The following is a 26,586-nucleotide window of genomic DNA, read 5'->3' as shown; positions in this document are numbered from 1 at the left end:
GATGCGGCGCGCACGACGTCGAACCGTTCCTTAGAACGAAAAACCGACCTTATTCCTTTCGATATCGGCTTTGACCATCATCGAACACAGATCTTCAAGCGACGTGGTCGCGACCCAGCCCAGCACGTCCTTCGCTTTCGCCGCATCGCCAACAAGCAGGTCCACTTCTGCGGGACGATAAAACTTCGGACTGACGCTCACGAGCGTCTTGCCGTTCGTGCTGTCGACACCGTGTTCGGATTCGCCCTGGCCACGCCATTCGACGTCCACGCCAACGGCGCGGAACGCCATGGCAACGAAATCGCGCACGGTTTCCGTACGCCCCGTTGCCAACACGAAGGTGTCGGGCTCGTCAGCCTGCAGCATCCGGTACATACCGTCGACGTATTCCTTCGCGAAACCCCAGTCACGCTTGGCATCGAGGTTGCCTAGTTCGATGCGGTCCAATTGCCCGAGGTGAATCTTTGCCACGGAGTCGGTGATCTTGCGCGTCACGAACTCGCGACCACGCAACGGCGACTCGTGATTGAACAGGATACCGCTCGAACCGAAAATGTCGTACGACTCACGGTAATTGACCGTGATCCAGTGTGCGTAAAGCTTCGCCACGCCATAGGGGCTGCGCGGATAAAACGGCGTGTCTTCCTTTTGCGGAATCGCTTGCACCTTACCGAACATCTCTGAAGTCGATGCCTGATAGAAGCGAATGCTGCGATCGACAATGCGGATTGCCTCCAGCAGATTCAACGCCCCCACGCCGGTGATTTCCGCGGTGGTTGCAGGCTGCTCGAACGACACACCAACAAAGCTTTGCGCCGCGAGGTTGTACACCTCCTGCGGCTTGGCCTTTTCCAGAATGCGGATGGTAGCGCCCAGATCGGTCAGATCGTGTTCGACAAGCTGAAGCTTGGGATGGTCGAGCACGCCCAGTTCCTGCAAACGCCAGAAATTGACCGAACTCGTTCGGCGATACGTGCCATACACGTCATAGCCTTTCTCGAGGAGCAGTTGGGTAAGATACGCACCGTCCTGGCCGGTAATCCCGGTAATCACTGCACTAGTCAACTCGAATTCCTCGCAAATTGGACACGGTCGGCCTTGCGGCTACTCCCCTGTCACTATTCATTCAAATCTGCCGGCTAGCCGGCGCTGGCGACTCTCCATCGCGCTGGTTTCTACTCGCCTATTTTTCCGACGTTGTCGCGACGCGGCCGTAGTTGTCCTGAACTCGAACAATATCGTCTTCGCCCAGATATGCACCGGACTGAACCTCGATCAACTCGAGCGGCAACTTGCCGGGATTTTCCAGACGGTGCATGGCGCCGAGCGGAATGTAGGTCGATTGATTTTCGGCGAGCAGAATCTCCTTGTCGCCGTTCACCACGCGAGCGGTGCCCTTGACGACGATCCAGTGCTCCGCCCGGTGAAAATGCATCTGCAGCGACAACGACGCGCCCGGCTTGACGATAATACGCTTGACCTGAAAGCGATCGCCCTCGTCGATACCTTCATAACTGCCCCACGGCCGGTAGACCTTCCGGTGGCTGACCGACTCGCGACGACCTGCGCCATTGAGTTGCTCGACGATTTTCTTTACATCCTGGCTCGAATCCTTGTGCGCGATCAGCACTGCGTCGGCCGTCTCCACGACAACCAGATCACTCACGCCGACTGCCGCGACTACACGATGCTCGCTGCGCAAATAGCAGTTCGATACATCGTGCACCAGCACATCGCCGATGACGTTGTTGCGCGCAGCATCGCTGGGCGTCACTTCCGAAAGGGCTTCCCACGAGCCAATGTCGCTCCAGCCCAGTTCGTTCGCCTCGACGAGCGCCGTCTTGTCAGACTTCTCCATCACGGCGAAATCGATCGAATCGGAAGGACACGCGTCGAACGCCTGCGCGTCAAGCCGCAGAAAGTCCAGATCGAGCTGGCCGGATTCGACGGCCGCACGAACCTGGGCAAGCATCTGCGGGTGATGGCGTTCAAGTTCCGCAAGATAGACATCCGCACGGAACATGAACATACCGCTGTTCCAGCTGTAATTGCCCTCTTGCAGAAAGCGCTCGGCGCGTTCGCGATCCGGCTTCTCGACGAAGCGGTCTACCGCGTAGGCAATACCATCCACATTGAGCGATTCGCCACGCCTGATATACCCGTAGCCCGTATGCGGACGATCCGGCACGATGCCGAACGTAACGAGCCGCCCCATCGCGGCCACACGCCGGCCCGTCTGCACGAGTCGTGCAAATGCATCGGCGTTCTGGACGACGTGATCGGACGGCAGCACGAGCATGATCGCGCGTTCGTCGGAGCGCTGCGCGAGCAACGCGGCGGCCGCGACGGCCGGGGCGGTGTTACGTGCAACAGGTTCCAGAACGATACGGCCGCGCTCGACACCCACCGAGCGCAGTTGCTCCGCAACCATGAAACGTTGATCCTGGTTAGCAATCAGAATCAGCGGTTCAACATTCTCGAGCGACGCCAGGCGCAGGACTGTCTGCTGAAGCAGACTCTCGTTGCCAACGAGAGAAAGAAACTGCTTGGCATAGCCGCCGCGCGAAAGCGGCCACATGCGAGTGCCACTGCCACCGCACAGCACGACCGGCGTAATGTTGGGAGTGTCGATTGCCATACCTCAGGTCATCCTTGTGTTAATTCGCACGAGCCTTACGGTTCGCTTGACGCTGCGCCGTAATTTCTTTGAGGCGCTCCCTCATACGCTCGCCTGCGCCTTCAACCGAGAGGCGAATCCGCGCATCGGCCTGAGCCTTGGCCCCAAGTTCGGCCGCTTTGGCCTGATCGTCGTACAGGCCACGCATGAGCTTTGCCGCATGCTCGACCGACGGTTCCGCCCATTGTGCTCGCGCGTCATAAGGCGGCTTGCCCGCTCCAACGTTCGTCAGAGTGTAATCCACCAAAAGGCTGTTACTGTCGTCCATGAAGTCGAGGTTGCCGGAGTAGCGCGTCGCGACCACGGGCTTGCCAAGCAGCATGGCTTCGCCCATCGTCAGCCCCAATCCTTCGCTGCGATGCAACGATACGTACGCGTCGCACGCGTCCATCAGCGAAAGTGTCTCGTCCTGCGAAAAGACCTTGTCGATGATCGTGATATCCGCGCCCTTCGCGGCTTCACGCAACTCCTGAATCTGCACCGGATGTCGATCGCCAAAAGACGTCTTCAGCACGAGAGCAGCACGCTCCGAACCAGAAAACGCCTGTTTGAATGCCTTGATCAAGCCTAGCGGATTCTTGCGCTCCATCACACTCATCATATGGAACGTGAACAGGAACGTGAATTTACCTTCGGCTTGAACACCGAAGTCCGCGAGACTGCGCTTCTTGAATGCACCAAGCCGCACGCCGGGGAAGAACGTGTGAACCGGAACGTTAAAGCGTGCCTTCAGGCCTTCCGCCACGAAGCGCGTCGCAGTCCAGAGTTCATCCACGCCTCGACCTTCCTGCAGCCACACCTCCGGAATCTGCTCCAGTTCCCAGTACCAATAGCCGACGCGATAGGTCCGCGGACCGCGTTCATGAAGGTCCGATCGTGCGTAGGCGCGCTGGAAGAACGGCTCTGGCTGCACGTGAATCAGCGTGGTGTCGAATAACTCCATACCCGCGAACGCCGCGTGATTCGGGTCGTCATTCTTGTCGGTTCGCATGTCGCGCAACGAAGTCATCACACCCGCGTGGCGTAGACCCGCTTCGAGCGCTTCGACCGAGGTGCGCAGGCCCGACGGATAGCAGAAGTGACCGATGATGTTCAGGCCATCTCCAGACAACTCCTGTGCGGTTTCTGCGACGGGGCACGAGTGCATCCACTCGCGCACGTCGTCGTCAAGACGCGCCTGAGGAGCTTTCAGCCACGAGACAAACCGCTCCGCCGCCTCGCGATCGGTGAGCACGTCCGGATGCTCCGCTTGCCAGTCTTCGCGGATCCAGTACGTCAGACGAATCTGCTGCGCCGGCGTCAGGTCGACAGGCCAGGCATACGGATCCGCCCACTGCGCGGCAATCTGATATCGCTCCGCAAACCACGTCGCGAATGCCTTACGGCCAAATACCGTCAGGCCATTGGGATACAGGGCTTGCCATGCCGGCGTGAATTGCCACGTCCGCACCAGTTCCGCGGCCGGGTTTTCCGCACCCGACAGGAAGAACCACCAGATTTCTTCAAGGCGGAGCTTGTCTTCCACGCGGCCATTGCGCGCCACCCAACGGAATAGACCGCTTCGCCCGGCCGGTGTCAAGCCCAGCGGATGTGCGGCACGCAGATCCTCGCGAGCAAGGAAGCACTGACGCACGCGTCGGCCCGGATCTTCGGCCAACGCCGCCGCGATCTGCTTGCGCGCGTTCGCCGCGAGATGCAATTCATCGCCGCCCTCGGCTTCGATCCATTTGGCGAAACGCCCCGAAGCACCAGCGGAAAGTGCATGCGGGAAGCGTTGGCGCAGATCCAGACGGCTGCGCAGCAGGTCGACACAGAAACGTACAGCCGACCATTTGTCGACGATCTGATCGTGTCGCTGCGGCGGCCAGAACAACGCAGCATGCGGCAGATCGGCGAGGGACGTGACCGCGTAGTCGTCGAATAGGTCGAGCTCGGGCCGCACGAGTTGGGTCTGGAGCAAATCGGCAGCGATACGGCGGAAACTCTCCGTCGTCGTCGGGTCGGAACCGAGACGCAAGCTGGGAATACCCAAGGTGCCGCTCAATCCCGGATGGAAATACGGATCGTCTTCGACACCCAGACGGCGGATGTCGAATGCACTGCGCCTGAGATCGTCCGTCGGGTTGCTGTGCCCCCGCGTAGCGCCCTCATGGTGTACGAGTCGTGCGAATGGTGCATACGCAGTCCGATACCCCGCTCTCCACGCCCGCAGGCACAAGGCTACATCGCTATTCGCGATGTCATAGGCCTCGTCAAACCCGGCAACGCGCGTAAATACTTCGCGGCGCACGAGCTGGCACGCTCCCATGATCGAAAGCCAGTTGCGCGGGTGACTGGGCGAACCGAAAACGCCCCACTCCGTCTCGTTGGCACTGCGGAACGCGAGCCCGCAGAGATGCATGCCGACAACGACACCTGCATGCTGGAGCTCACCGCTCGGGTACACGAGCTTGGTTCCAACCACGCCCACGCCGGGCCGCATGCCAAATCGCACGAGTTCGGAAAGCCAGTCCGGCGAGACGATTTCAATGTCGTTGTTCAGGAACAGCAGCAGATCGCCGCGCGCATACGTGGCTCCGTAATTGCAGGCAGCCGAATAGTTGAACTTCTTGTTGAAGTGAACGATGCGCACATTGGGCCGGCCTCGCCACTGTTCGTATAGCGCCAATGTCTCGGCCTCCGTGGAGCCCGTATCGACAATGACAAGTTCCCAGTTCGTATAAGCCGTGTGGTTGAAGATGCCGTCAACGCACATCTGCAACAGTTCGTGCTTGTTCTTTGTCGGGATGACGATCGATACAAGCGGCGCTTGCGCAATGTCCCACGTCGAACGCTGCGTGCCATCCGCCAGTGTCTCTACGGTCGCGTCGATCCCCTGCGTCGACCAGAATGCTTTGATGGCGCGTTCATGCGCGTGCGCGTTACCCGTTCCCGGACGCGGGCGATCCCGATCCGAATTCGACGAACGATGACACAGCACTCGAGTAACACGGCGAATCGAATCGGTACGCGATGTGACTCGCAGGTTCAGATCCCATTCGGCAGCAGCACCTGCGTCGGCAGCGATACCGCCGGCTTCGAGCACCGTGGTGCGGCGCAGCAAGGTCAGGCGGCCAAAATAGTTGAATGCATACAGCAGGTCCGGCGACCATCCCGGCTTGAAAAAGGGTTCGCCGCGCTCGCCGACTGCAGACATGACGTCCTCGTCGCCATAGAACACATCGGCAAGCGGATCGTCGATAACCACCGCGGCCAGATCGTTCAGCGCATAGGGCGCGACAACATCACCTGCGTCGATAATCGCTACAAACGTTCCATCGGCTTCGCCGACGAGGTCCGCCAGCACGCCAGCCTTGTCGCCCGCCCGAGACTCGACGCTCCGGATGCGCTCGTCGCCGTCTGCCAGTTGTTTGAGCGCGTTACGAACGCCGGCGTCCGCATCGGGGGCGAGGCCAACCAGCACGCCCCATTGCGGTAGCAGTTGCCGTCGCACGGAGTCGATACTCCGCGCGAGATCGGAAACCTGAGTAATGCTGGTAGCCGCAACCAGGAACGTCACGGCAAAACCCGCCTCCTGCGCTGCCTGCGCGCTGACGATGACGCGAGAGTCCTGCTGCTCGCGTTCTTCAATCCATTGCGCATAATCTGCCGAAGTTGCGCGCTTGATCAGCGCCGCGCCTGCCGCCGAACCCACACGAGCGGCGGCGCTGCCGCCATGCTGCGCCTCGGACAGCTTGCGCTGTTCGAGGAACCGGGCGCGCGCCCCCATCTTCCAGGGCGTCGCGGCCCAGTAGGCCGCCTTTGCTACCTTGCGTGCACGATGACGCAACGACGGCGAAATCTGCGCAGCGACACTGCGCAGCGGACGCGTCGCGCGCCAGATCGTGGAAGCCGCGATCGCGTCGCGCTGCTGCACGGCGTCGCGAGCGAGTTGCTCCGAACCGCGCAACACGGAAGTCAAACGTGCCACTTCAGCCGAAAGATTCTGCGCTTGCGCGAGTGCGTTGGCCAGGCGCTCCTCATCTTCCTGATGCGTATCGGCCTGAGTTCGAGCCTGATGGCGCTGCGCTTCAAGTGCCGCGAGTGCTTCGTTCAACGTAGCGATACGCCCATTGAGATCGGCGTTCTGCTGGGCCAATTCCGCGTACTGTGCGCCCAGATCGGAATTGAGCCGGCTGGCGTTTTCCCCCTCCGCGGCGCGCACGCGATTCAATTCAACGATATGCGCATCGCGGGCATTGAGCGCGTCGCGCAATTCCCGTTCGGTGGCGTCGAGCTGCCAGCGTTTGCCAATCGTTTCGATGGTCGTTCTCACGGCGTGAATCTTGCCGGGCTCGCGCAGCGAGCACAGCTCGTTCACATGGCGCGGCGCGTCGCGTCCCACACACAGCACACCCAGGCCGAACGAATGGAGGAATTCGAAACCGGGATACTGCTCGCAAAGCTCCGCCCAGAGTTGCCACACACCGAAGTCACGTTCGTGTACGTTCGTGTCATGGAACAGCACAATCGCACGATCGGAAAGCTTCGGCTTCCAGCTCTCGAAGTCGTGCTTCACCGCCTCGTACGTGTGCAACCCGTCGATGTGAAGAAGGTCGACCGAACCGTCTTCGAACATTTCGAGCGCGTCGTCGAAGCGGCGGCGCAATAACGTCGAAAACGAGCCGAACCGGCGATCGTGAAATCGCTGCCAATCGGTGTAGGTCGAATTGTCGTAGTGACCGGCATGCTCGTCGCCTTCCCACGTATCGATAGCGAAGCAACGGGTAGAGAGATCGAGACGTTCAATTGCCTGGCAGAACGCGGTATACGAGATGCCCGCATGAGTGCCGAGTTCGACAAACGTGCGAGGGCGCGCCGCCCAGGTCACCCAGTGCGCGAACGGAATATGACCAAACCACGCGCTTGCCCGATCGAGCCGCTCGGCTGACCAGAACAACGGCGCCAGGGCCGGCTCGGAAAGGGCTTGCACCATCGATCCGAAGACGGTTTCCTGCGACTCCGTCTCAGTCGGGGCAGGTTCCAGCGCAGTCGTGACGTCAGTAATTTTGGACAGGCTCATACGTGTCGGCGGTATCCGCTAAAAGATTCAGACAGGAATTCGGGTGACCACGAATCGTGCGGGATCAGGCCGCAGCCTGTTGTCCGGCTCGCTGTAGATCGACGCGTTGAACGTCCTTCACCTCGCCATGTTCAAGCGTGACTTTCATATTGCACAACTCATCGATGATCTTCGGATTGTGCGACGCGAGCACCATGATGCTGGCCTGACCCACAAATGTCTTCATCCGCTCTTCGGCTTTCTGGATGAAAGACGCATCGCCGACGCTCAGCCACTCGTCCATCAGGAGAACATCCGCCGGCACGCTCGTCACGATCGAGAACGCCAGACGGAGCACCATACCGCTCGAATAGGTGCGCACTGGCATGCTGAGATAATCGCCCAATTCTGAAAACTCGGCGATTTCCGGCGTGAGGCGCTTCATTTCAGCCTTCGTCGCACCGAGAATCAGGCCGCGGAGTAAAATGTTTTCATAGCCCGTGGCTTCATAGTCGAGCCCCAATGTCACGTCTAGCAGGCTCGTCACGCGACCGGCTTGCATGAAGCTGCCGAAGGTCGGTTCGTAAATACCCGCAAGCATGCGTAGCAACGTCGTTTTGCCCGCGCCGTTGTGACCCACCAAACCCACGCGATCACCCGCGTTGATGTCGAGCGTAACGTTTCGCAGTGCCTGAACCACCGTGATATGGCGGCTATTCGACGCGATGCGACCACCGGTCGCCGCCGACAGCACCATCTGCTTGAGCGAGCGATTGCCAGCCCCGTAGACGGGCAGATGCAAGCTGCAGTCATTCAAACGCAAATAAGCCATAGATCAAATCCAGAACGCCACACGCGAGCGAAAACGAATGAACAGAGGGATCGCAACCACATAAAGGCCGACCGTGACGAGGATTGCTCCCAGGTATGCCGAACTATCCGGCAAGGTCCCGTAGATCGGGCCCCGTACGAGCTCCATGAACATATAAAGCGGATTGAAGTGCGCGATGTAGGCACGCGTACCCAACGCCTCGGGCTTCCACAGGATAGGCGTGAGGAAGAACGCCAGTTGCACCACGCTGGCCACGATAGGTTGCATATCGCGAAAGCGCGTGCAGAAAATGCCCAGAATAATACCGGCGGGAAACGCCGCGACAACGATCAGCAGCAACCCCGGAATAGCCAGCAGCCATTCGAGTTTCGGCACGATCCCCGCGTACAGCATGATCGGGACGTACGCCAGGACATTGTGGAAGAAAATAATGAGGTTGCGATAAATCCCACGCAGGATATGCAACGTCAAGGGCAGCTTGACGGATCGAATGATGCCTTCCGATGCGACAAACGAAGACCCTCCTTCGAGGATCAGCGTTGAAATGAGCCCCCAGGTAATAATGCCAAGCGCGAGATACGGCACGAAGCTGCGCACATCCTGCTTGAGCAACGCGCCGTAGAGCGGCCCCATCCCGGCAATCGTCACAAGCATCGTGAGCGTGATCCAGAAAGGTCCCAAAGCCGAGCGGCGGTAGCGCTGGCGGATGTCCTGCCAGCCCAGAGCGGACCACACAGGCCACGCAGTCACACCATCAACGATATCGCGGAAGGCAATGGATGTACGACTGGCGGTTCGGCTAGCCGATACGCTTATATTCATCTGAAATCCTATGAAACTCGAAGCGTCGAAGAACGCTGATTCGCGACTTGCCTCATATGAATGAGGCAGTGACTTGATGGCCGCGCGCCCGACTCCAGCGCGTCTGCGACATGACGAGGGGGCAACAAGACCAACATGCTCCGCTCAAGCGAAACAAGAATTGTAACGTCCCCAACCTCATCTTCCAACGCCGCAGCCCTTCTCCCGACCATAGCTTTACCGTTGCTAACAAATGCTACCAAACAGAAAGACGCGTAACGATTGCAAGCACGGTTCGAAGGATTTTTCCTTACATTACGCTAACTTACCAACCCTCGGTGGCGACGCCAGTGAGAATTGCGGCTGATCGAGGCTTAGCGAAAGATTGGGGTTGTATGCAGGATCATGAGCAAGCAGCGCTCCCCAGCGCTCCTCCATCCAGCGCACCTCGGATACGAAACGTTGGTACTTGCGCGGATCCATATCCGATCCGCGGCTTGCCGACTCGTAATGATATAGATCGGCATGCGGGGTCCATGCATTTCGATAGCCAGCTTCTATTAAACGCAAACAGAAATCAACATCATTGAAAGCGACGGCCAGTTCCTCAGCGAGACCGCCGACGAGATCGTACGTTGACTTCCTTACAACGAGGCACGCAGCGGTGACAACGGAAAGATTCTGCGCCGCAACAGCCCGCCCGAAATACCCGGCATATCCGCGGCGGGCGCCGAGATGCAGATGTCCAGCAATGCCGCCCAGTCCGAGCAGCACACCCGCATGCTGTACCGTGTCATTCGGATACCAGAGCCGGGCGCCGATCGCCCCTGCGCCCGGCTGCGCCGCAAGGCCGACCATTTCGTTGAGCCAGTCGGGCGAAATCACCTCAATATCGTTGTTGAGCAGGCATAGATAAGTCCCTTTCGCGATACTCGCCGCACGATTATTCAGCGCAGAAAAATTGAAAGGGGAATCATCGCGTATCACCGTGACGTTCGGGCGTTGCGCAAGCTCGTTGAAGTACGCCAGCGTCTGCGCCTCGACGCTACCGTTGTCGACGAGAATGATCTCGTAGTTGCGGTACAACGTCTTATTGAAGATGCTTTCAATGCATTGCCGAGTGAGCTGCAAGCCATCCCGCGTCGGGATCACAATGGAAACGAGCGGTTGCGGCTGAGGCACAGCGTATCGAACGCGCAGCAAACGTGGACCGTCGGGCTGAATGTCCACCGTAGCATTGATGCCAAGGCGCTGCAGATGCTCCTGCACGGCGCGTTGCGCCGCCATGAGCGCATAAGGCTTCTCATCAGCGCTGCCCGCCGTGCTGCCCGGCACAATACGCCAGTGGTAAAGCACGTGAGGGATATGAACGACCCGATCATTGCCGCATCGCTCAAGACACCGCAACGCAAGGTCATAGTCTTGACTGCCCTCAAACCCCTTGCGAAAGCCTCCGACCTCGCGAACGAGCGCCGTTTCGAACACGCCCAGATGCGAAAAAATATTGCGCGTGAGGAACAACAACGGATTCCAGTCTGGCTTGAAAAACGGTGCGCTGCGCTCGCCTTCCGGCGTCAATTTGTCCTCGTCGCTATAGAGCATGCGCGCGTCGGGATGTAGATCAAGATAGCGCGCGACCATGTACAAGGCATGGGGTGGCAGCAAGTCGTCGTGATCGAGCAGCGCGACGTACTCGCCGCTCGCCAACGCCAGCGCACTGTTGCTGGCCTCAGAAATATGTCCATTGATGTCGCGCAGCGCTAGCTTGATCCGATCGTCGCGCGCCGCCTCTTCACGTAGAACGCGGCGCACCGATTCGTCAGTGGAAGCATCGTCGGCAATGCAAAGCTCCCAGTTCGCATAGAACTGGGCGCGCATGGAACCAATCATCTCGCGCAGCAAGCGCTCGTCGCTATTGAACGTCGGCACAAGCACCGAAATACGCGGACGACGCCGGAACTGTGCGATTGCGGCATCGATCACCGTGCGATCCGCGTCCGTGACGGTGTCGTACTGCTCGATCCAGTCCCGGTAAACGCTTTCAGGCGGCGGCGCTTCCGCAAAGCTGGCCCCGCGCCCGAGTGCTCGCAGGCGTCGAATCAAACCTTGCGCGCCCTCTCGCCGTACGAGCCCGCCATACCAGGCAATCGCCCCTGCGTAGCCTCCACGCACCTGTGCTTGCCGCGACAGCATATCGGAGACGCTTCGCACGATCGCGGCCACTCGCGAGATTTTCCGCAGCGGCGCAGTGGCTCGCCACGACCAGGATTCGCGCATTGCCGCAATCTCGACTTCGAGTTCTGCGACGCGATAGGTCAACGAGGAGACGGCCTCCGCTTCGCTGAGTGCATCGCGCAATTGAGCTTCGAGTTGAGCAATACGTGCCGCATCTGCGCCCGACTCCGTGCACTCGGTGCGTTGCGCGCCGAGTGCCTCACTCGATACCTCGGTCCGATTGTCGTCAGAATTCATAAGCCAATAGTTGATCGCCGACCACTCGATGCACGAAGTGTCGTGGCCCGACATGTCACACATCGGCGTTGTGAAATTTTATTTACCGCGCTGGCGCCCGTGCAGATCTGCGAAGGATCCAAGACGCCCGCACAGTCCGTCCCACATGCCACGAAACGCCATGCGGAGATGCTGGCTGCGCTCGGAGGGCAGGAACAGATAAATCATCAGCCGCACCGGAAACTTGACCATCTCCGTCGACTTCCACGACCACGGCACGTAAGCCCTGCCAAACAACGCCACTGCGTTGCGGAACAGGTAATAGTGGCGCAAGGGACTGTGCATGGGATACGGGCGACCGAAGATGCGCACGGGCTCGCCGCCCAGTTCGTGCGCCATGGTGATCCACGGCACGCCGAGCAGCCGGTAGCCCGCCCGCTTCGCACGAATACACCACTCGAGATCGACGAAATCGATGAACAGCGCATCGTCCATCGGACCGACGTCGGCCCAGCAGTCGAGCGCGATGCACGACCCCGACGTAATCACGAAATCCACGTCGATCGGGCTTGTCCCACTGGCGGCCACACGCTTCAGACTGAACGGACGAAAACGTACGAAGGGTGCAACGCCGCCCAGACGCGCGTCATCGTAAGCCGGGGCCACGAGCGCAACGCACTCGCCGCGAGCGAGTAGACCGGCGAGTACGATGGGGAGTTGTTCGATGAGCTGATCCTGCGGTTCGCTATCCTGATCGAACAGAAGCGCGTGCGCACAGCCCATCTCCCGCAACGCGGCGACGCCTTGATTGAGCGCCGTCGCCACGCCGACGTTTTCGCCGTTCGGCACGTAATGCACGGACGGATCCAGACCCGCCACGGCATACTGGCCCGGCGTATTGTCGATCACGACGCAACGCGTCTTCACGGCGAGCCGGTTCGCGCGTGCCACGCACGCGTCGTCAGGATGGTAGAAAACGACGATCGCGCCCGTGCGCTCCGCTTGTGCGCCGCGCGTCAAATGGCCCTCATGCAGAGATCGAGTGCGACTTCCCAGTCCGGTGCACGCAAGCCGAAGTGCTGCATCAGCTTCGCATTCGACATGCGCGAATTGGCCGGACGGCTTGCTGGCGTGGAGTACGCGCTAGCAGGAATCGGCTTCACCGTGGGCTTTTTTTCGAGTTTCGAGAGACGGAAAATCGCCTCGGCGAAGCCGTGCCACGACGTCGATCCGGACGCGCACAGGTGATAAACGCCCGAATGTTCCTGCCACCACTCGTCCTGGCCAGCCGCACCCGCGCCAATTGCCTGCGACACCACGTCGGCGCTCAGGGTAGCAATCGTATTGGACCAGGTCGGCGCGCCAATCTGATCCGCGACGACATTCAGCTCCGCTCGCTCGGCGCCCAGGCGCAGCATGGTCAGCAGAAAGTTCTTTCCGCGCGCGCCATACACCCAGCTCGTACGAAAGATCAGATGCGAGCAACCCGATGCCGCAATAGCCTGCTCGCCGGCCAGCTTGGTCTTGCCGTAAACGTTCTGCGGATCGACCGGATCGTCTTCCACATAGGCACCGTCTTTCGTGCCGGCAAAAACGTAGTCGGTCGAGTAGTGAATCATCGCCGCGCCGATGCGCTTCGCCTCTTCGGCCAGCACAGCAGGCACTTCGGCGTTCAGACGCGTGGCGCCCGCGACATCGGACTCCGCCAGATCGACGGCCGTGTAGGCGGCCGGATTCACGATCAGGCTGGGCTTCACCTCCCGCACGACATCCCGCACCTGGTCAATGCGCGACAAGTCGAGACGACTGCGATCAAGAGCGACCACCTTGCCGAGCCCCTGAAGACTGCGCTCCAGCTCGAACCCCACCTGACCGTTGATGCCGGTCAGCAAGATCGTCTTTTGTTCCGACGTTCCCATGACACCCCTCACGCGAAACACTCGGCTTCGGCGAGCTTCTTGCCCGCCGCGTCCTTGGCCGCCAGCAGCGGCTCGAAGTCGATCGGCCATTCGATACCGACGGCCGGATCGTTCCAGACGATGCTGCGCTCGTGCTCGGGATACCAGTAGTCGGTCGTCTTGTAGAGGAATTGCGCCGATTCCGACAGCACGACGAAACCGTGTGCGAAACCAGGCGGTACCCACAACTGGCGATGGTTTTCCGTCGACAAATGTACACCGACCCATTTGCCGAAGTTCGGCGAGCTTTTGCGGATGTCGACGGCGACGTCGAACACTTCGCCTTCCACCACGCGCACGAGCTTGCCCTGCGCGTGCTGGATCTGATAGTGCAGACCGCGCAGCACGCCCTTCGCCGAACGCGAATGGTTGTCCTGAACGAATTCGACGCCCGGCGCCACCAACTCGGCGAACTCGCGACCGTTGAAGCTTTCGTAAAAGTAGCCGCGCGCGTCGCCGAACACCTTCGGCTCGATGATCTTGACTTCCGGCAGTGCCGTTGCCGTTACCGTGATGGCCATGCGACCTGATCCGTAAGAAGGTTCAACAAATACTTGCCGTAGCCGTTCTTCGAGAGCGGTGCTGCAAGCTTCTGGAGTTGCTCTGCGTCAATCCATTGCTGGCGATACGCAATCTCTTCCGGGCACGCGACCACGAGACCTTGACGCTTCTGCAACGTTGCAATAAACGTCGCCGCCTCGATCAGCGAATCGTGCGTGCCGGTGTCGAGCCACGCATAGCCACGGCCCATGATCTCGACATTGAGCGCGCCATCGGCGAGATAGCGCGAGTTCACGTCGGTGATCTCCAGCTCGCCGCGCGGCGACGGCTTGATGTCCGCCGCGATGTCGCACACGCGGTTGTCGTAGAAATACAGCCCCGTGACCGCGTAGTTCGAGCGCGGCTGGGCAGGCTTCTCCTCGATCGACAGCGCGCGGAAGCCCTTGTCGAACTCGACCACGCCGTAACGCTCGGGATCCTGCACGTGATAGGCGAACACCGTCGCGCCCGACTCCTGCGCGGTGGCGCGCTCGAGCTGCTTCGCCAGATCGTGACCGTAAAAAATGTTGTCGCCGAGAATCAGCGCCGACGGATCGTTGCCGACGAATTCCTTGCCGATGATGAACGCCTGCGCGAGGCCATCCGGGGACGGCTGCACCGCATACTGGATGTTCATGCCCCACTGGCTGCCGTCGCCGAGCATCGACTCGAAGCGCGGCGTGTCCTGCGGCGTCGAGATGATGAGCACGTCGCGAATGCCCGCGATCATCAGCGTCGACAGCGGGTAGTAAATCATCGGCTTGTCGTAGACCGGCAGCAACTGCTTCGACACCGCATGGGTGATCGGATAGAGCCGCGTGCCGGATCCGCCGGCGAGAATAATGCCTTTGCGTGCCATTTGATCCGCCCTTACGTGCGCTGCGCGTAGTTCGTGTCGACCCACTTGAGATAGTCGCCCGAGGCGACTTCGTCGGCCCACGCCTGGTTGTCGAGGTACCAGCGCACCGTCTTCGCGAGACCGGTTTCGAAGGTTTCTGCAGGCTTCCAGCCGAGTTCGCGTTCGAGCTTGCGTGCGTCGATCGCGTAGCGACGGTCGTGGCCGGGGCGATCCGTCACGTAAGTGATCTGGTCGCGGTACGAGCCTGCGGCCTTCGGTCGCTGTGCGTCGAGCAGGTCGCACAGCGTATGCACGACTTCGAGGTTCTTCTTCTCGTTCCAGCCGCCAACGTTATACGTTTCACCGTTCTGGCCGCGCGCGAGCACTTCGCGGATCGCGCTGCAGTGGTCGCCCACGTAGAGCCAGTCGCGCACGTTTTGCCCATCGCCGTAGACCGGCAGCGGCTTGCCCGCGAGCGCATTCGCAATCATCAGCGGGATAAGCTTTTCGGGGAACTGGTACGGACCGTAGTTGTTCGAGCAGTTCGTCGTGAGCGTCGGCAGACCGTAGGTATGGTGGTACGCGCGCACGAGATGATCGGAACCGGCCTTGGTCGCTGAGTACGGGCTGTTGGGCGCGTAGGGCGTGGTTTCCGAGAATTGCGGATCGGTCGCGGACAGCGAGCCGAACACTTCATCGGTGGAGACGTGCAGGAAGCGGAAGGCGGTTTTCTCGGCCTCCGGCAAGGTGTTCCAGAACTGGCGCGCCGCTTCGAGCAACGTGAAGGTGCCGACCACATTAGTCTGAACAAAGTCTGCCGGACCGTGGATCGAGCGATCGACGTGGCTTTCGGCCGCGAAGTGCAGCACCGCGCGCGGCTTGTGTTCGGCAAAGAGGGCGTCGAGGGCTGCGCGATCGCAGATATCGACGCGCGCGAACACGTGCTTCGGATTGTCCTTCAGGGATTGCAAGGTCCCAAGATTGCCCGCGTAGGTCAGCTTGTCTACGTTCAGAATAGCTTCGTCGGAGTGACGAAACCAGTCAAGCACAAAGTTGGCGCCGATAAAACCGGCGCCGCCCGTTACCAGAATCATGAGGTTCCTTTTTCAGGTACTGCCGCAGGAAAGTACGCCAGCGTTTGATGTTCTTTGTCTGACACGGCAAGAATCACCCGGATTCCCCCTCCGCCGACGAATGATTTAATCGGTAGCAGGAATTATAAAGCGGCGCCAGGCAAATACCAGCCTGCTCACAACCTGCAACATAACGAGACAAGATAACTCGCAATTATGCGAATTCCATAAAATCTTTCTGATTGTGTACGCCATCCCACAGATTCTTTGTTGGTGGGCATTGCCTCTCGCAAACGAGAAAGCCTCCCCCCAGATCCGCCCCCAAGATAGCTGGCACCGCGCTCGCAGCACGGCTCCCCCATTCACAAGCAATTCCCCAAAAGCGGGTAACATGGCTCGCTTGTCCTAGTACCGCCCTGTCCATGCGCGCCGTTGCGGCCGCGCCGAATCGTAATGAAAGACAACGTCTCAACACGCCTCGTCCCGCTCGCTTTCGGCGACCTGCAGGGTTGCCACACCCAATTCCGCGAATTGCTCATCAAGGCGGCCCCGCCGGCCGGCACGCCGCTCTGGTTTGCTGGCGATCTGGTCAACCGCGGTGCCGACTCGCTCGCCACCTTGCGCGACGTCATGTCGATGGGGGAATCCGCGGTGCCCGTGCTGGGCAATCACGACCTGCATCTGCTCGCGGTGTCCGCTGGCATCCGCAGTTCCAAGAAAGGCGACACGATTGGCCAGATTCTCGATGCGCCTGACGCCGAAGATCTGCTGCATTGGGTGCGCCACCAGCCGCTCGCGCATTACGAAAACGGTATGTTGATGGTGCATGCGGGCGTGCTGCCGCAGTGGGACGTGCACCTCGTGCTCGAACTCGCTGACGAGCTTCAGCGCGCGTTGCGCGCGCCGAACTGGAAGGAAACGCTCGCCGGACTCTACGGCAATCAGCCTAATCGTTGGTCTAACCGACTCAAGGGCATCGAGCGACTACGCGTCACGTGCAGCGCGCTCACGCGTATCCGCTTCTGCAATGCGCAGGGCGAAATGGACTTCTCGACGAGCGGTGGCCTCGGCTCGGCGCCTGCGGGTCAGATGCCGTGGTTCGACGTGCCGGATCGCAAGACCCGCGACATCACGGTGGTGTTTGGCCACTGGGCGTCGCTCGGCCTTACGCTGCGCGACAATTTGATCGGACTCGACTCGGGCTGCGTCTGGGGCGAGCGCCTTTCCGCTGTGCGTCTCGCCGCTTCATCCGCCGAGCGCACGCTCACCCAGGTCGATTGCACCACCTGCCGGGTCAGCAACTGAGCGACCCACTGCGCTGAACGCGCAGTGGTATTCAGTTACGCTCAGCCGCATCCAGACTCGGGCCAAGGCCCAGCATCCAGCGCACCGTATCGTCGAACGGAATCGGTTGCGCCTCGGGAACCTTGGCCAGCAACCGCGCCGGCGAACCAACCAGCGTCTTCACATCGGTCTTGCGCACGAACGCGGGATTCACCTCGACGCGAATCTCGTGGCCGGTCAACTCGCCACACAGCGCGAGGATCTGCGCCAGCGAATACGGCTGCCCCGTGCAGACGTTGAACGTTTCACCGGCCACCTCCGATTCGAGCAACGCGCCATAGACTTGCGCGACAAAGCGCACGTCCGAGAAATCGCGCGCCACGTCGATATTGCCAAGCGAAATGACCGGCTCACGCCGCAGGAAGTGGGACACGATCTTCGGCACGAGGAAACGCTCCGACTGCCCGACACCCGTATAGTTGAACGGCCGCGTGATAACGATCGGCAAACGCTCGAACCACGTGCGCACCATCGCCTCCATCGCCATCTTGCTTGCCGCATAGTGGTTGACGGGCGTGAGCGGAAAGCTTTCGTCGATCGCGTCGGATTCCACGTTGCCGTAGACGTTCGCACTGCTGGCGATGAGGATCTTGCGCGGCGTGTGGCCCACGTCCTCGCACGCCTGAAGCAGATTGAGCGTGCCGAGCACGTTCACATGGTAGAACTCGAGATCGTTGGCGTGGCCGACGAAACTGATCGCGGCAAGATGCACGATGTAATCGGGCCGAACTTCCTCGATCACGCGCCGACATTGTTCGAGCGATGTGATATCGAACCCGCTGCCTTGCGAATCGACCGAGGACGCATCGGCGCGCGAGCCGGACACCACCGTGTGACCGGCGGCGCGCAGTACATCCGCCAGATAGACGCCCGTGAAACCTCGCAGGCCTGTCACCAAGGTACGGACGGGCGCACCAGATCGCGATGTCATACTCAACTCTCCTAACAGACTCTTGACTGCACGACGACCGGCGATATGCCGGTCAATGCAAACTCGCCGCTTCAGGGACGCACACGCGACGAAACAGCTTCCAGCTCCCCGGTAGACAGTCGGGTATCGGGCAATGCGCTGCCAGCCATAGCCGTCCCCCGCATCCCCTCCAACGCCGCCCCCACCGCTTCCTGCGCACGCGCCGCCAGCTTACGCCGATCGTCGCCCGGCTCTAGCGCCTCGCCCACATACACATGCGCCGTAATCGGTCCGCTCTTGAGCATCGCATCGAGCGAGTCCTTGAGCGACAGATCGTCGATATACGCGGGCGCCGTCGACTGCCGGCCCTGCGCATCCTCATACATGATGCAGATCGGCTGCACCGGCCGCCCCGCCGACACCGGCGCCTGGAACATATTCGAGTGAAACGGCTTGAGCCCGAGCCCATCGGTCGTGGTGCCTTCCGGGAACACGCACATCAGCTCGCCCCGCTCCAGCCGCGAGGCCAGTTCGTGCATGATGCGGCGCGCCTCGCTACGCTTCTCGCGCTCGATGAACACCGTATCGAGATTCGCCGCAAACCAGCCGATAAGCGGCCATTGGCGCACCTCGGCCTTGGAGACGAACGGTGTCGGCCGCCACGCGTTGATCACGTAGATGTCGATCCACGAAATATGGTTGCTGACGACGAGCGCGCCTGCATCGAGGCGCGCCGAGTCGTTATGCACGACGAGCTTCATGCCGCACAGGGCGAGCATCCTGAGCGACCAGGCGCGGTTCATGGCGTGGCGCTGTTCCGGCGTGGCGCGCGGAAAACGCACGCCGACGGTCCAGGCGCCGCGCAGCAGATGGCCGAGCAGACGGGCTTTGGTGAAGAAGAGACTCATGGCTGGGTCAGTATCGATGTCGGTCGCAACGTGCGTCGGTGGTGCTCAGTGGCGCTCGAAGCCGATGCGCCCTGCCACCAGCGTCGCGCGCACCACGGCGGGCAGTTCGTAGCCGAGGAACGGCGTATTGTGCCCCTGGCTCCGGAGCGCGCGCGGTTCGACCTGCCAATGCGCGTGCGCGTCGAACACGCAAAGATCGGCGCTCGCGCCTACCGCGATACGCCCCACGTCCTTGCCGATCACCGTAGCCGGCGCCGAGGTGATGCGCGCGAGCGCCTTCGCCAGCGGCACGTTCGCTTCCTGCGCCCACTTCACCGTGAGCGAGAGCAGCAGCTCCAGCCCGGTCGCACCAGGCGTGGCCTCAGCGAACGGCAGCAGCTTCTCGTCGTCGTCCACGGGCGTGTGCTGCGAGCAGATCGCGTCGATGGTGCCGTCGGCGACGCCCGCGCGAATCGCTTCGCGATCGCGCTGCTGACGCAGCGGCGGGTCGAGCCGGAACTGCGCGTCGAAGTAGCCGATGTCCGTGTCGGTCAGATGCAGATGATTCGCGGTGACGTCGCAGGTCACGGGCAGGCCTTCGGCCTTCGCCGCGCGCACCAGTTCCACGCCCGCCGCCGACGACAGATGCTGGACATGCACGCGCGCGCCCGTCACGCGCATCAGTTCGAACAGCGTGAAGAGCGCGATGGTCTCCGCACTGACCGGCACGCCCGACAGCCCCAGGCGCGACGCGAGCGCGCCGCTCGCAGCCACGCCGCCCTTCGACAGAAACGGGTCCTGCGGACGCAGCCACACCGGGTAGCCGTAGGTGCTCGCGTATTGCAATGCGCGCAGCAGCACCTGGGTATCGGCGATCGGCGAATCGGCCTGCGTGAAGCCGATGCAGCCCGCCTCGGTGAGCGAGACCATCTCCGTGATCACGGCGCCCTTGAGGCCCACCGTGAGCGCACCGAGCGGATGCACGTTCGCGCGTTCGAGCTTGCCCGCACGGTACTTGAGCATTTCGACAAGACCTGCTTCGTCGAGCACGGGGTCGGTGTCCGGAGGACACACGAGGCTCGTCACGCCGCCCGCGAGCGCAGCATGCATTTCCGAGTCGAGCGTCGCCTTGTGCTCGTAGCCCGGCTCGCGCAGACGCGCGCTCAGATCGACGAAGCCCGGCGCGACCATCAGGCCGCGCGCGTCGATCGTCCTGTCCGCCTGAAAACCTGCGGGCGCCGCGCCGACTGCCGCGATCCTGCCCGCTTCGATGAATACGTCCTGCTGCTGTTCGGTGCCCGCCACCGGGTCGATCAGCGTGCCGCCTTGAATATGGATCTTCATGCGCTGCCCTATTCCCACCAATGCCAATCGTTATCAGCCTTTATCGGCCGTTATTCGCTCGTACCCGCGACGATGCCCATGACCGCCATGCGCACCGCGATGCCGAAGCTCACCTGATCGAGGATCACCGATTGCGGGCCGTCCGCGACCTGCGAGTCGATTTCGACGCCACGATTCATCGGCCCCGGATGCATCACGATTGCATCGGGCGCGGCGAGCGCGAGGCGCTCGGGCGTGAGGCCCCAGCTCTTGAAATACTCCTGCGCCGACGGCAGCAACGCACCGCTCATGCGCTCGTTCTGCAAGCGCAGCATGATGATGACGTCCACATCCTTCAGACCTTCGTCGAGGTTGTGGAACACGCGCACACCCATCTGCTCCAGACCGCCCGGCAGCAACGTGCGCGGGCCGATCGCGCGCACTTCCGGCACGCCGAGCGTGGTGAGCGCGTGAATGTCCGAGCGCGCGACGCGCGAGTGCAGGATGTCGCCGACGATCGCCACGCGCAGATTCGTGAAATCGCGCTTGTAGTGGCGGATCGTGTACATGTCGAGCAGCCCTTGCGTCGGGTGCGCGTGACGACCATCGCCGGCGTTGATCACGTGCACGTGCGGCGCGCAGTGTTCGGCGATCAGATAGGGCGCGCCACTCGACGCGTGACGCACTACGAACATATCGGCATGCATCGCCGAGAGGTTGCCGATCGTGTCGAGCAGCGACTCGCCCTTGCTCGTCGACGAGGCGTTGATGTTCAGGTTCAGCACATCCGCCGACAGTCGCTTGGCCGCGATCTCGAACGTGGTGCGCGTGCGCGTCGAGTTCTCGAAGAACAGATTGAATACCGACTTGCCGCGCAGCAGCGGCACTTGCTTGACGTCGTGCTCGGGGCCGCTCACGAACTGCGTGGCGGTGTCGAGCACATGCGTGAGGATCGAGCGCGGCAAGCCCTCGATCGAGAGCAGATGCTTGAGTTCGCCGTTCTTCGTGAGTTGCGGATTGCCCTTCAGGAAGCCGTAGCGAAAGCGCTTGTCAGCGGCATCGGAGGCGGCGGCCGAAGCGGGCGTGGGCTGTGTGTTCATTGCTGGAGTCCTGCTCGAATGTCTTGCCAGGTCAATCTCAAAAGGTGTCCGGCATGGCGAGTCCGCCTGGATAGCGCGCATCACCTTGGCGGCGCTCAGGCGGGAGGGAGTTCGTCGAGGTATTGCTGGAGGATCACGCAGGCGGCTTCGGCATCGATATGCTCGGCGCGTTCGCCGCGCTCGCGCAGACGCGCTTCGGCATCGACGGACGAATAACGTTCGTCCACCCACACCACGGGCAGATTGAAACGGCCATTGAGTTGATTGCCGAAGCGCTTTGCCTGCTTCGTCATGACGTGCGGCGTGCCGTCGGGATGACTCGGCAGGCCGACCACCAGCCGGTCGGGTTGCCACTCGCGCAACAGCGCGCTCACGGCTTCGAAACGGTAGTCGATGCTGCGGTTCTGGATCACGGTAAGCGCACGGGCGCTGCGCGTGAGCGCATTGCCGAGCGCCACGCCGATGCGTTTTTCGCCGTAATCGAAGGCCAGCAGGGTCGCCTCGTTGGCGCCTCGCCCCGCCACGCTCATGCGTGACCCGCTTCGCCCGAAAGCATCGTCGAGGAAATGCCGAGCAGCGCGAGCGCCGCTTCGAAGCGCTCTTCGGCCGGCACGTCGAACACGATCTTCGGGTCGGCTTCCACGGTGAGCCAGCCGTTCTTCGAGATTTCGTCCTCGAGTTGCCCCGCGCCCCAGCCGGCGTGGCCGAGCGTGAGCAGGAACTGCGCCGGGCCGCTGCCGTTGGCGACGGCTTCGAGCACGTCCTTCGACGTGGTCATCTCGAGGCCGCCCGGCACCGACATCGACGACGTATAGCTGCCGTCGGTTTTGGGCGGATGCAGCACGAAGCCGCGCTCGGTCTGCACCGGACCACCGAAGTAGACGGGCACGTGCAGCAGCGGTTCGATTTCGAGCTTGAGGTCGATGCGGGAGAACAGCGCTTCCAGATCGATATCCGTGGGACGATTGATCACGAGCCCGAGCGCGCCGCGCTCGGAATGATCGCAAAGGTAGACCACCGTTCCTGAAAACGTGGGGTCCGCCATGTTCGGCATGGCGATCAGGAACTGATTGGTCAGATTGATGCGATCGTTACTTTTAGACATGATTTGAATTCTAGCAAAGACGATACGGAATGGCGGCGGCCTGCCCGGCGCTCAAGCTGCCGGGCGCCCCGTAGCGCGGGGAATGAGTCACTCTAACATGCTGACGGGGCGCACCTGAAACGCTGCTTTGGCGAGTTCCGGCCGAGCTTGACGCGGCCTTGCCCCTGCCTTTTGGGTGCTCAGCGCGATGCAAGCGGCGCCGTCGCGCCCGCGCTATTCGCAATTGCCGCGCCGAGCGTGCGTACGGCCGCGCCTGCGTCGGGCTGGGCGACGCCCGCCGCGACCTTGTGCAGCATCGCGCGCAGCGCTTCGTTCGCGTGTTCGATCGCATCGGCGTCGGGCGCAGCTACGGCGGTTTCGCGTGCGGCCCCAAATATCGGGTTCTGGCTGCCGAGCGCAACCGCTGCGTGCGCCGTGCGCCGCCACGCCAGACCAAGCGCATCGGCCAGCAGCCCGACGTGGCCAAGGCCCAGCGCCCATGCCGCCGAGCCGATGCGGTACGCCGCTTCCGCCGCCACCAGCGCCGCGGCCGCGTCGGGCGGTGTCCCGGGGAGCCGCAGCGACAGCGCGCGCGTCTGGGTGCCGAGCGCGAGCATCGCCGCGTCGGCGGTCTGCAGGAAATCTTCGTAGGCATTGCCGTTGACGACGAGCGCACCGAGATCGCGCTGCGGCGCCACGCGGGTGGCCAGCGCATCGGCGCGCGCGCTGCCCGCTTCCCAGAGCGCCTCGGATGCCTGCGTGCCCGCCACATGCCAGTCGACGGTCAGGCCGTAGTCGTGCAGCAGTTCGACGTCGGCAGTGTCTTCGGCCGCCGCGCCGAATAGCGCGTAATCGCGCCACAGCAGCGCGAGCGCCGTGCGCACGAACGACTGCGGCACAACACGCAGGCCGTGCGCGTGCTCGCCGATCAGCAGGTTGCAGCGCGCATAGAAACGGCGGACATCTTCGTCGCCCCAGAACGTCGCACCGCGCCGCAACACGCGACCGCATGCAGAGGCGAGACGCCAAAAGTCGTAGGGATCAGAGCTCGTGAGTTCGGCGAAACAGGCGTCCATTTCGCCGAATGCGGCCTGGGCGAGCGCATCGGCGGCGCGGTTGCCATTCGACTGGCGTGTCTTCAGCGCGGGCAGGAGCGCAGCCTCGAAACGCGCACGGGCGCGAGCGAGGCGCTGCGCCGGCTGCGCGCGCAGTGTCGCGGCGACGATGGGCCGACCATGCAGCGCGACGTCCTCATAGGCGAGCGACACGCCCGGCGCGTACTCGGCGAGCGCATCGACAAGGGCGCGCTGACGCTCGTAAAGCGCCGGCGAGCAGGCCAATTCGCGCAAATTGTGACGTTCGAGCGCAGCCGCCAGCTCGGTCAAGGCGTCGCGAAACGCGTCGCGGATGTCGCTTTCGTCGGGTGCATCGTGGTCGTGCGCGGGGCGCGGCTGCATGCCGGGCGGTGGCGGCACAGGTACGTAAGCCGCCAGCGCGAGCGGCGAGGCGAGCAACAGGGTGTCGGCAAAACGCGCCGCCGCGAGCCAACCCGCATCGCGCAGCGTGCGCGCTGCCTGGCGCAGCGGGCGCGCGACGTCGCGTTGGGCGTCGAGCGCCTCGCCTGCCTGGGCCAGCGCGGCGTGTGCGAACGGCACATGGCCACCGCGCGGATTGGGGAGCGCTTCGAAGCGGGCGACTGACGATGAAAGAGGAGTCATGATGCAAAGACGGCGCCGTAAACGGTTGCGCACGGTGGCGGACGACTGCGGGCGATGCCGGCCCTGATGGGCTTCAAGCGGGTTTCAACCGGGTTTCAACACCCGACAATGACAGATTTCGCGTCATCGAGGCGCCCGGCTGGCCAGCCGCCCTGCATACACGCATGCAGCGCGCCGCCAGCAATTTGCACGCCTCGCACGAATGGCGACGCAACGTTCAAACAGCACATCTGGAAACGGCGTGCGGCTTGCCATGCCCTGCGGCAGTCCGCACCCGATAGATCACAGCGCGAACGGTATGCGCTCGCCAGAGAAAGCTTGAGAAATCAAACCAACGCCGAAGCGGCAAACGCCGGGCTCATGCCGCGCGCCACCCCGGCGGGATCGAGCTTGGCCTCAGATCTGGACCATCTCGAAGTCTTCCTTGCGTGCGCCGCACTCGGGGCAAGTCCAGTTAATCGGCACATCCTCCCAGCGCGTGCCGGGCGCAATGCCTTCGTCTGGCAAACCGGCTTCTTCATCGTAGATCCAGCCGCAGATCAGGCACATCCAGCTTCTATATTCCATTCTTATGCCGCGTCGAAAAGTCCAAAAAACCGCGCGTTGCTGCCCTCGGTGGAGCGCACGCGGACGGTCGGGAAAACTGCCTGGGAATCGGCCAGGAAAACTGCCTGGCCATGAGAGCCATGATGGTACCGTGTTGCCGTTTTTATGCCTAGCAACCGTGACACGGCCAGGTCGCTCGCCTGACTTTGCATCAAGACGCAAAAATCTCTCGCGGCCGCCAGGTCATCCGTCCCCCGCTTCGGCCGCCAGACGGCATAATGAACCGTAGACGTGCGCTGCCATTGCAGCAAAGTGGCGGCGATAGCTCGCGCGCAAGCGCATCCTGAACACAACGCTCACCGCAACACCGCCAGCAATCGCAGCGCAACGAGCCAACCCTTCTCTTCCCGTCAACGTCTATGCCCGGCGACACCCCTCCCATCGTCCTTTCCTTCGGCCTTTCCGATCCGACCGGCGGCAGCGGCCTGCAAGCCGACCTGCTGACGCTCGCGAGCATGGGCTGTCACGGCGTCAGCGTCCTCACGGGCTACACCGTGCGCGACTCGGCGGGCTGCGATGAAGTCACCGGTCTCGACCCGGAGACGGTTGCGTCCCAGGCGCGCATGCTGCTCGAAGACATGCCGGTGGCGGCCTTCAAGGTCGGCGCAGGCGCGCGCGCCGAAGTGGTGAGCGCGATCGCCGAAGTGGTCGCCGACTACGACGAAGTGCCGCTCGTGCTGGCGCCCGACTTCACGCTCGACGACGAGCACGTACTCGCCGCCGACGAACTTCGCGAGACCGTCACCGACCTGCTGGTGCCGCAAACCACGCTGCTCGTCGCCGATGTTTCGGTGCTGCTCGCGCTCGCGCAACCCGACGGCGATTCCGAACCGCCGAGCATCGACGCGGCCATCTCGCACCTGCTCTCGACCGGCTGCGAATACATCCTAGCGATGGAAACGGGCTCGCATCGCGTGATCAACACGCTCTATAGCGAGGAAGGCCAGGTGCGCCAGGATCTCTGGGACCGCACGAGCCAGCCGATGATGGGGGTGACGGATACGCTCGGCACGGCCATCGCGGCGCTGCTCGCCAATGGCCAGGAGCCGGCCGAAGCCGTGCGCGAGGCGCAGGAATATCTTTATCAGGCCATCCAGAGCGCCTTCCGGCCCGGCATGGGCGCGTGGGTGCCGGACCGCTTCTTCTGGGCGCGCAGCAACGACGCCGAGGACGGCGAAGATGCGCCAGACGATGCGGGCGATGCGCCGCCGCCGGGCGAGGCCCGGCACTGAGCGGGGAAGCGCGGGCGTCAAGCCCGCGCATTGCGTTTGCCCGGCGGCCGCCACAGGACACGAAACGCAATATGCAAATCGCAATTTACAAATAATTACGAGCGGTATACTGCCGGCCTCCCTACAACATAAAACCGCCCGCGCAGACCGAAAGGCCATGCAAGGAGCGCA

The 26,586-nt window shown here is 62.2% G+C and carries 21 protein-coding genes; 2 read left to right on the top strand and 19 right to left on the bottom strand.

Features of this window, described 5'->3' with window-relative positions; translation table 11 throughout:
* Positions 1-30: 30 nt before the first annotated feature.
* From gmd to rfbB, 11 genes are all read right to left on the bottom strand, one after another.
* Positions 31-1,065, bottom strand: a complete 1,035-nt coding sequence (gene gmd / locus U5782_RS05310; RefSeq protein WP_322042775.1) for a GDP-mannose 4,6-dehydratase — start codon at positions 1,063-1,065, stop codon at positions 31-33.
* Positions 1,066-1,183: 118 nt separating this feature from the next.
* Positions 1,184-2,638 (bottom strand): mannose-1-phosphate guanylyltransferase/mannose-6-phosphate isomerase, encoded by a 1,455-nt coding sequence (locus U5782_RS05305; protein ID WP_322042774.1) that lies wholly within the window; start codon positions 2,636-2,638, stop codon positions 1,184-1,186.
* Between the two features lie 19 nt (positions 2,639-2,657).
* Positions 2,658-7,652 carry a glycosyltransferase gene (locus U5782_RS05300; protein WP_322042773.1) on the bottom strand — a complete coding sequence of 1,665 codons (4,995 nt, stop codon included), beginning with the start codon at positions 7,650-7,652 and terminating at the stop codon, positions 2,658-2,660.
* Positions 7,653-7,803: 151 nt separating this feature from the next.
* The gene (locus U5782_RS05295) at positions 7,804-8,550 is read right to left on the bottom strand and encodes an ABC transporter ATP-binding protein (RefSeq protein WP_322042772.1); all 747 of its coding nucleotides are present in this window, start codon (positions 8,548-8,550) and stop codon (positions 7,804-7,806) included.
* Between the two features lie 3 nt (positions 8,551-8,553).
* Positions 8,554-9,372, bottom strand: coding sequence for an ABC transporter permease (locus tag U5782_RS05290; RefSeq protein ID WP_322042771.1), 819 nt, complete (start codon positions 9,370-9,372; stop codon positions 8,554-8,556).
* Positions 9,373-9,666: 294 nt separating this feature from the next.
* Positions 9,667-11,544, bottom strand: a complete 1,878-nt coding sequence (locus tag U5782_RS05285) for a glycosyltransferase family 2 protein (RefSeq protein ID WP_322043079.1) — start codon at positions 11,542-11,544, stop codon at positions 9,667-9,669.
* A gap of 357 nt (positions 11,545-11,901) precedes the next feature.
* Positions 11,902-12,837 (bottom strand): glycosyltransferase family 2 protein, encoded by a 936-nt coding sequence (locus U5782_RS05280; protein WP_415914261.1) that lies wholly within the window; start codon positions 12,835-12,837, stop codon positions 11,902-11,904.
* Positions 12,819-13,721, bottom strand: a complete 903-nt coding sequence (gene rfbD / locus U5782_RS05275; RefSeq protein ID WP_322042769.1) for a dTDP-4-dehydrorhamnose reductase — start codon at positions 13,719-13,721, stop codon at positions 12,819-12,821. The genes U5782_RS05280 and rfbD overlap by 19 nt, the downstream gene beginning before the upstream one ends.
* Before the next feature lie 8 nt (positions 13,722-13,729).
* The gene (rfbC, locus tag U5782_RS05270; RefSeq protein ID WP_322042768.1) at positions 13,730-14,281 is read right to left on the bottom strand and encodes a dTDP-4-dehydrorhamnose 3,5-epimerase; all 552 of its coding nucleotides are present in this window, start codon (positions 14,279-14,281) and stop codon (positions 13,730-13,732) included.
* A complete protein-coding gene (rfbA, locus tag U5782_RS05265) occupies positions 14,266-15,159 on the bottom strand; it encodes a glucose-1-phosphate thymidylyltransferase RfbA (protein ID WP_322042767.1) in 894 nt (297 codons plus the stop codon). Before rfbA ends, rfbC begins: the two co-directional genes overlap by 16 nt.
* A gap of 11 nt (positions 15,160-15,170) precedes the next feature.
* On the bottom strand, positions 15,171-16,232 hold the full coding sequence (gene rfbB, locus U5782_RS05260) for a dTDP-glucose 4,6-dehydratase (protein WP_322042766.1): 1,062 nt from the start codon (positions 16,230-16,232) through the stop codon (positions 15,171-15,173).
* 432 nt (positions 16,233-16,664) lie between these two features.
* On the opposite strand from rfbB, the gene U5782_RS05255 reads away from it, so the two are divergent.
* A complete protein-coding gene (locus U5782_RS05255; RefSeq protein ID WP_322042765.1) occupies positions 16,665-17,516 on the top strand; it encodes a symmetrical bis(5'-nucleosyl)-tetraphosphatase in 852 nt (283 codons plus the stop codon).
* A 31-nt stretch (positions 17,517-17,547) separates the two neighbouring features.
* On the opposite strand, the gene U5782_RS05250 is transcribed toward U5782_RS05255, so the two are convergent.
* The 8 genes from U5782_RS05250 to U5782_RS05215 all read right to left on the bottom strand — a co-directional run bounded on the left by U5782_RS05250 (position 17,548) and on the right by U5782_RS05215 (position 25,144).
* Positions 17,548-18,486, bottom strand: a complete 939-nt coding sequence (locus U5782_RS05250; protein WP_322042764.1) for a GDP-mannose 4,6-dehydratase — start codon at positions 18,484-18,486, stop codon at positions 17,548-17,550.
* 71 nt (positions 18,487-18,557) lie between these two features.
* Positions 18,558-19,373 carry a lysophospholipid acyltransferase family protein gene (locus U5782_RS05245; RefSeq protein WP_322042763.1) on the bottom strand — a complete coding sequence of 272 codons (816 nt, stop codon included), beginning with the start codon at positions 19,371-19,373 and terminating at the stop codon, positions 18,558-18,560.
* A gap of 45 nt (positions 19,374-19,418) precedes the next feature.
* Complete coding sequence (locus U5782_RS05240; protein ID WP_322042762.1) at positions 19,419-20,696, bottom strand: dihydroorotase; 1,278 nt, start codon at positions 20,694-20,696, stop codon at positions 19,419-19,421.
* Between the two features lie 50 nt (positions 20,697-20,746).
* Positions 20,747-21,775 carry an aspartate carbamoyltransferase catalytic subunit gene (locus tag U5782_RS05235; RefSeq protein ID WP_322042761.1) on the bottom strand — a complete coding sequence of 343 codons (1,029 nt, stop codon included), beginning with the start codon at positions 21,773-21,775 and terminating at the stop codon, positions 20,747-20,749.
* Positions 21,776-21,870: 95 nt separating this feature from the next.
* Positions 21,871-22,305 (bottom strand): Holliday junction resolvase RuvX, encoded by a 435-nt coding sequence (gene ruvX / locus U5782_RS05230; RefSeq protein WP_415914253.1) that lies wholly within the window; start codon positions 22,303-22,305, stop codon positions 21,871-21,873.
* Complete coding sequence (locus tag U5782_RS05225) at positions 22,302-22,880, bottom strand: YqgE/AlgH family protein (RefSeq protein WP_322042760.1); 579 nt, start codon at positions 22,878-22,880, stop codon at positions 22,302-22,304. Before U5782_RS05225 ends, ruvX begins: the two co-directional genes overlap by 4 nt.
* 179 nt (positions 22,881-23,059) lie before the next feature.
* Positions 23,060-24,577, bottom strand: coding sequence for a hypothetical protein (locus U5782_RS05220; protein WP_322042759.1), 1,518 nt, complete (start codon positions 24,575-24,577; stop codon positions 23,060-23,062).
* Between the two features lie 396 nt (positions 24,578-24,973).
* The gene (locus U5782_RS05215; RefSeq protein ID WP_008342674.1) at positions 24,974-25,144 is read right to left on the bottom strand and encodes a rubredoxin; all 171 of its coding nucleotides are present in this window, start codon (positions 25,142-25,144) and stop codon (positions 24,974-24,976) included.
* A gap of 398 nt (positions 25,145-25,542) precedes the next feature.
* Here U5782_RS05215 and U5782_RS05210 point away from each other — a divergent pair, with 398 nt between their 5' ends.
* A complete protein-coding gene (locus U5782_RS05210) occupies positions 25,543-26,415 on the top strand; it encodes a hydroxymethylpyrimidine/phosphomethylpyrimidine kinase (protein ID WP_322042758.1) in 873 nt (290 codons plus the stop codon).
* Positions 26,416-26,586: the final 171 nt, after the last annotated feature.

Origin of the sequence: Paraburkholderia sp. J67 (genome assembly GCF_905220265.1) — a bacterium.
Lineage (GTDB): Bacteria > Pseudomonadota > Gammaproteobacteria > Burkholderiales > Burkholderiaceae > Paraburkholderia.
The sequence above is the reverse complement of the archived record's forward strand: the minus strand, read 5'-3'. Positions and strand labels throughout refer to the sequence as shown.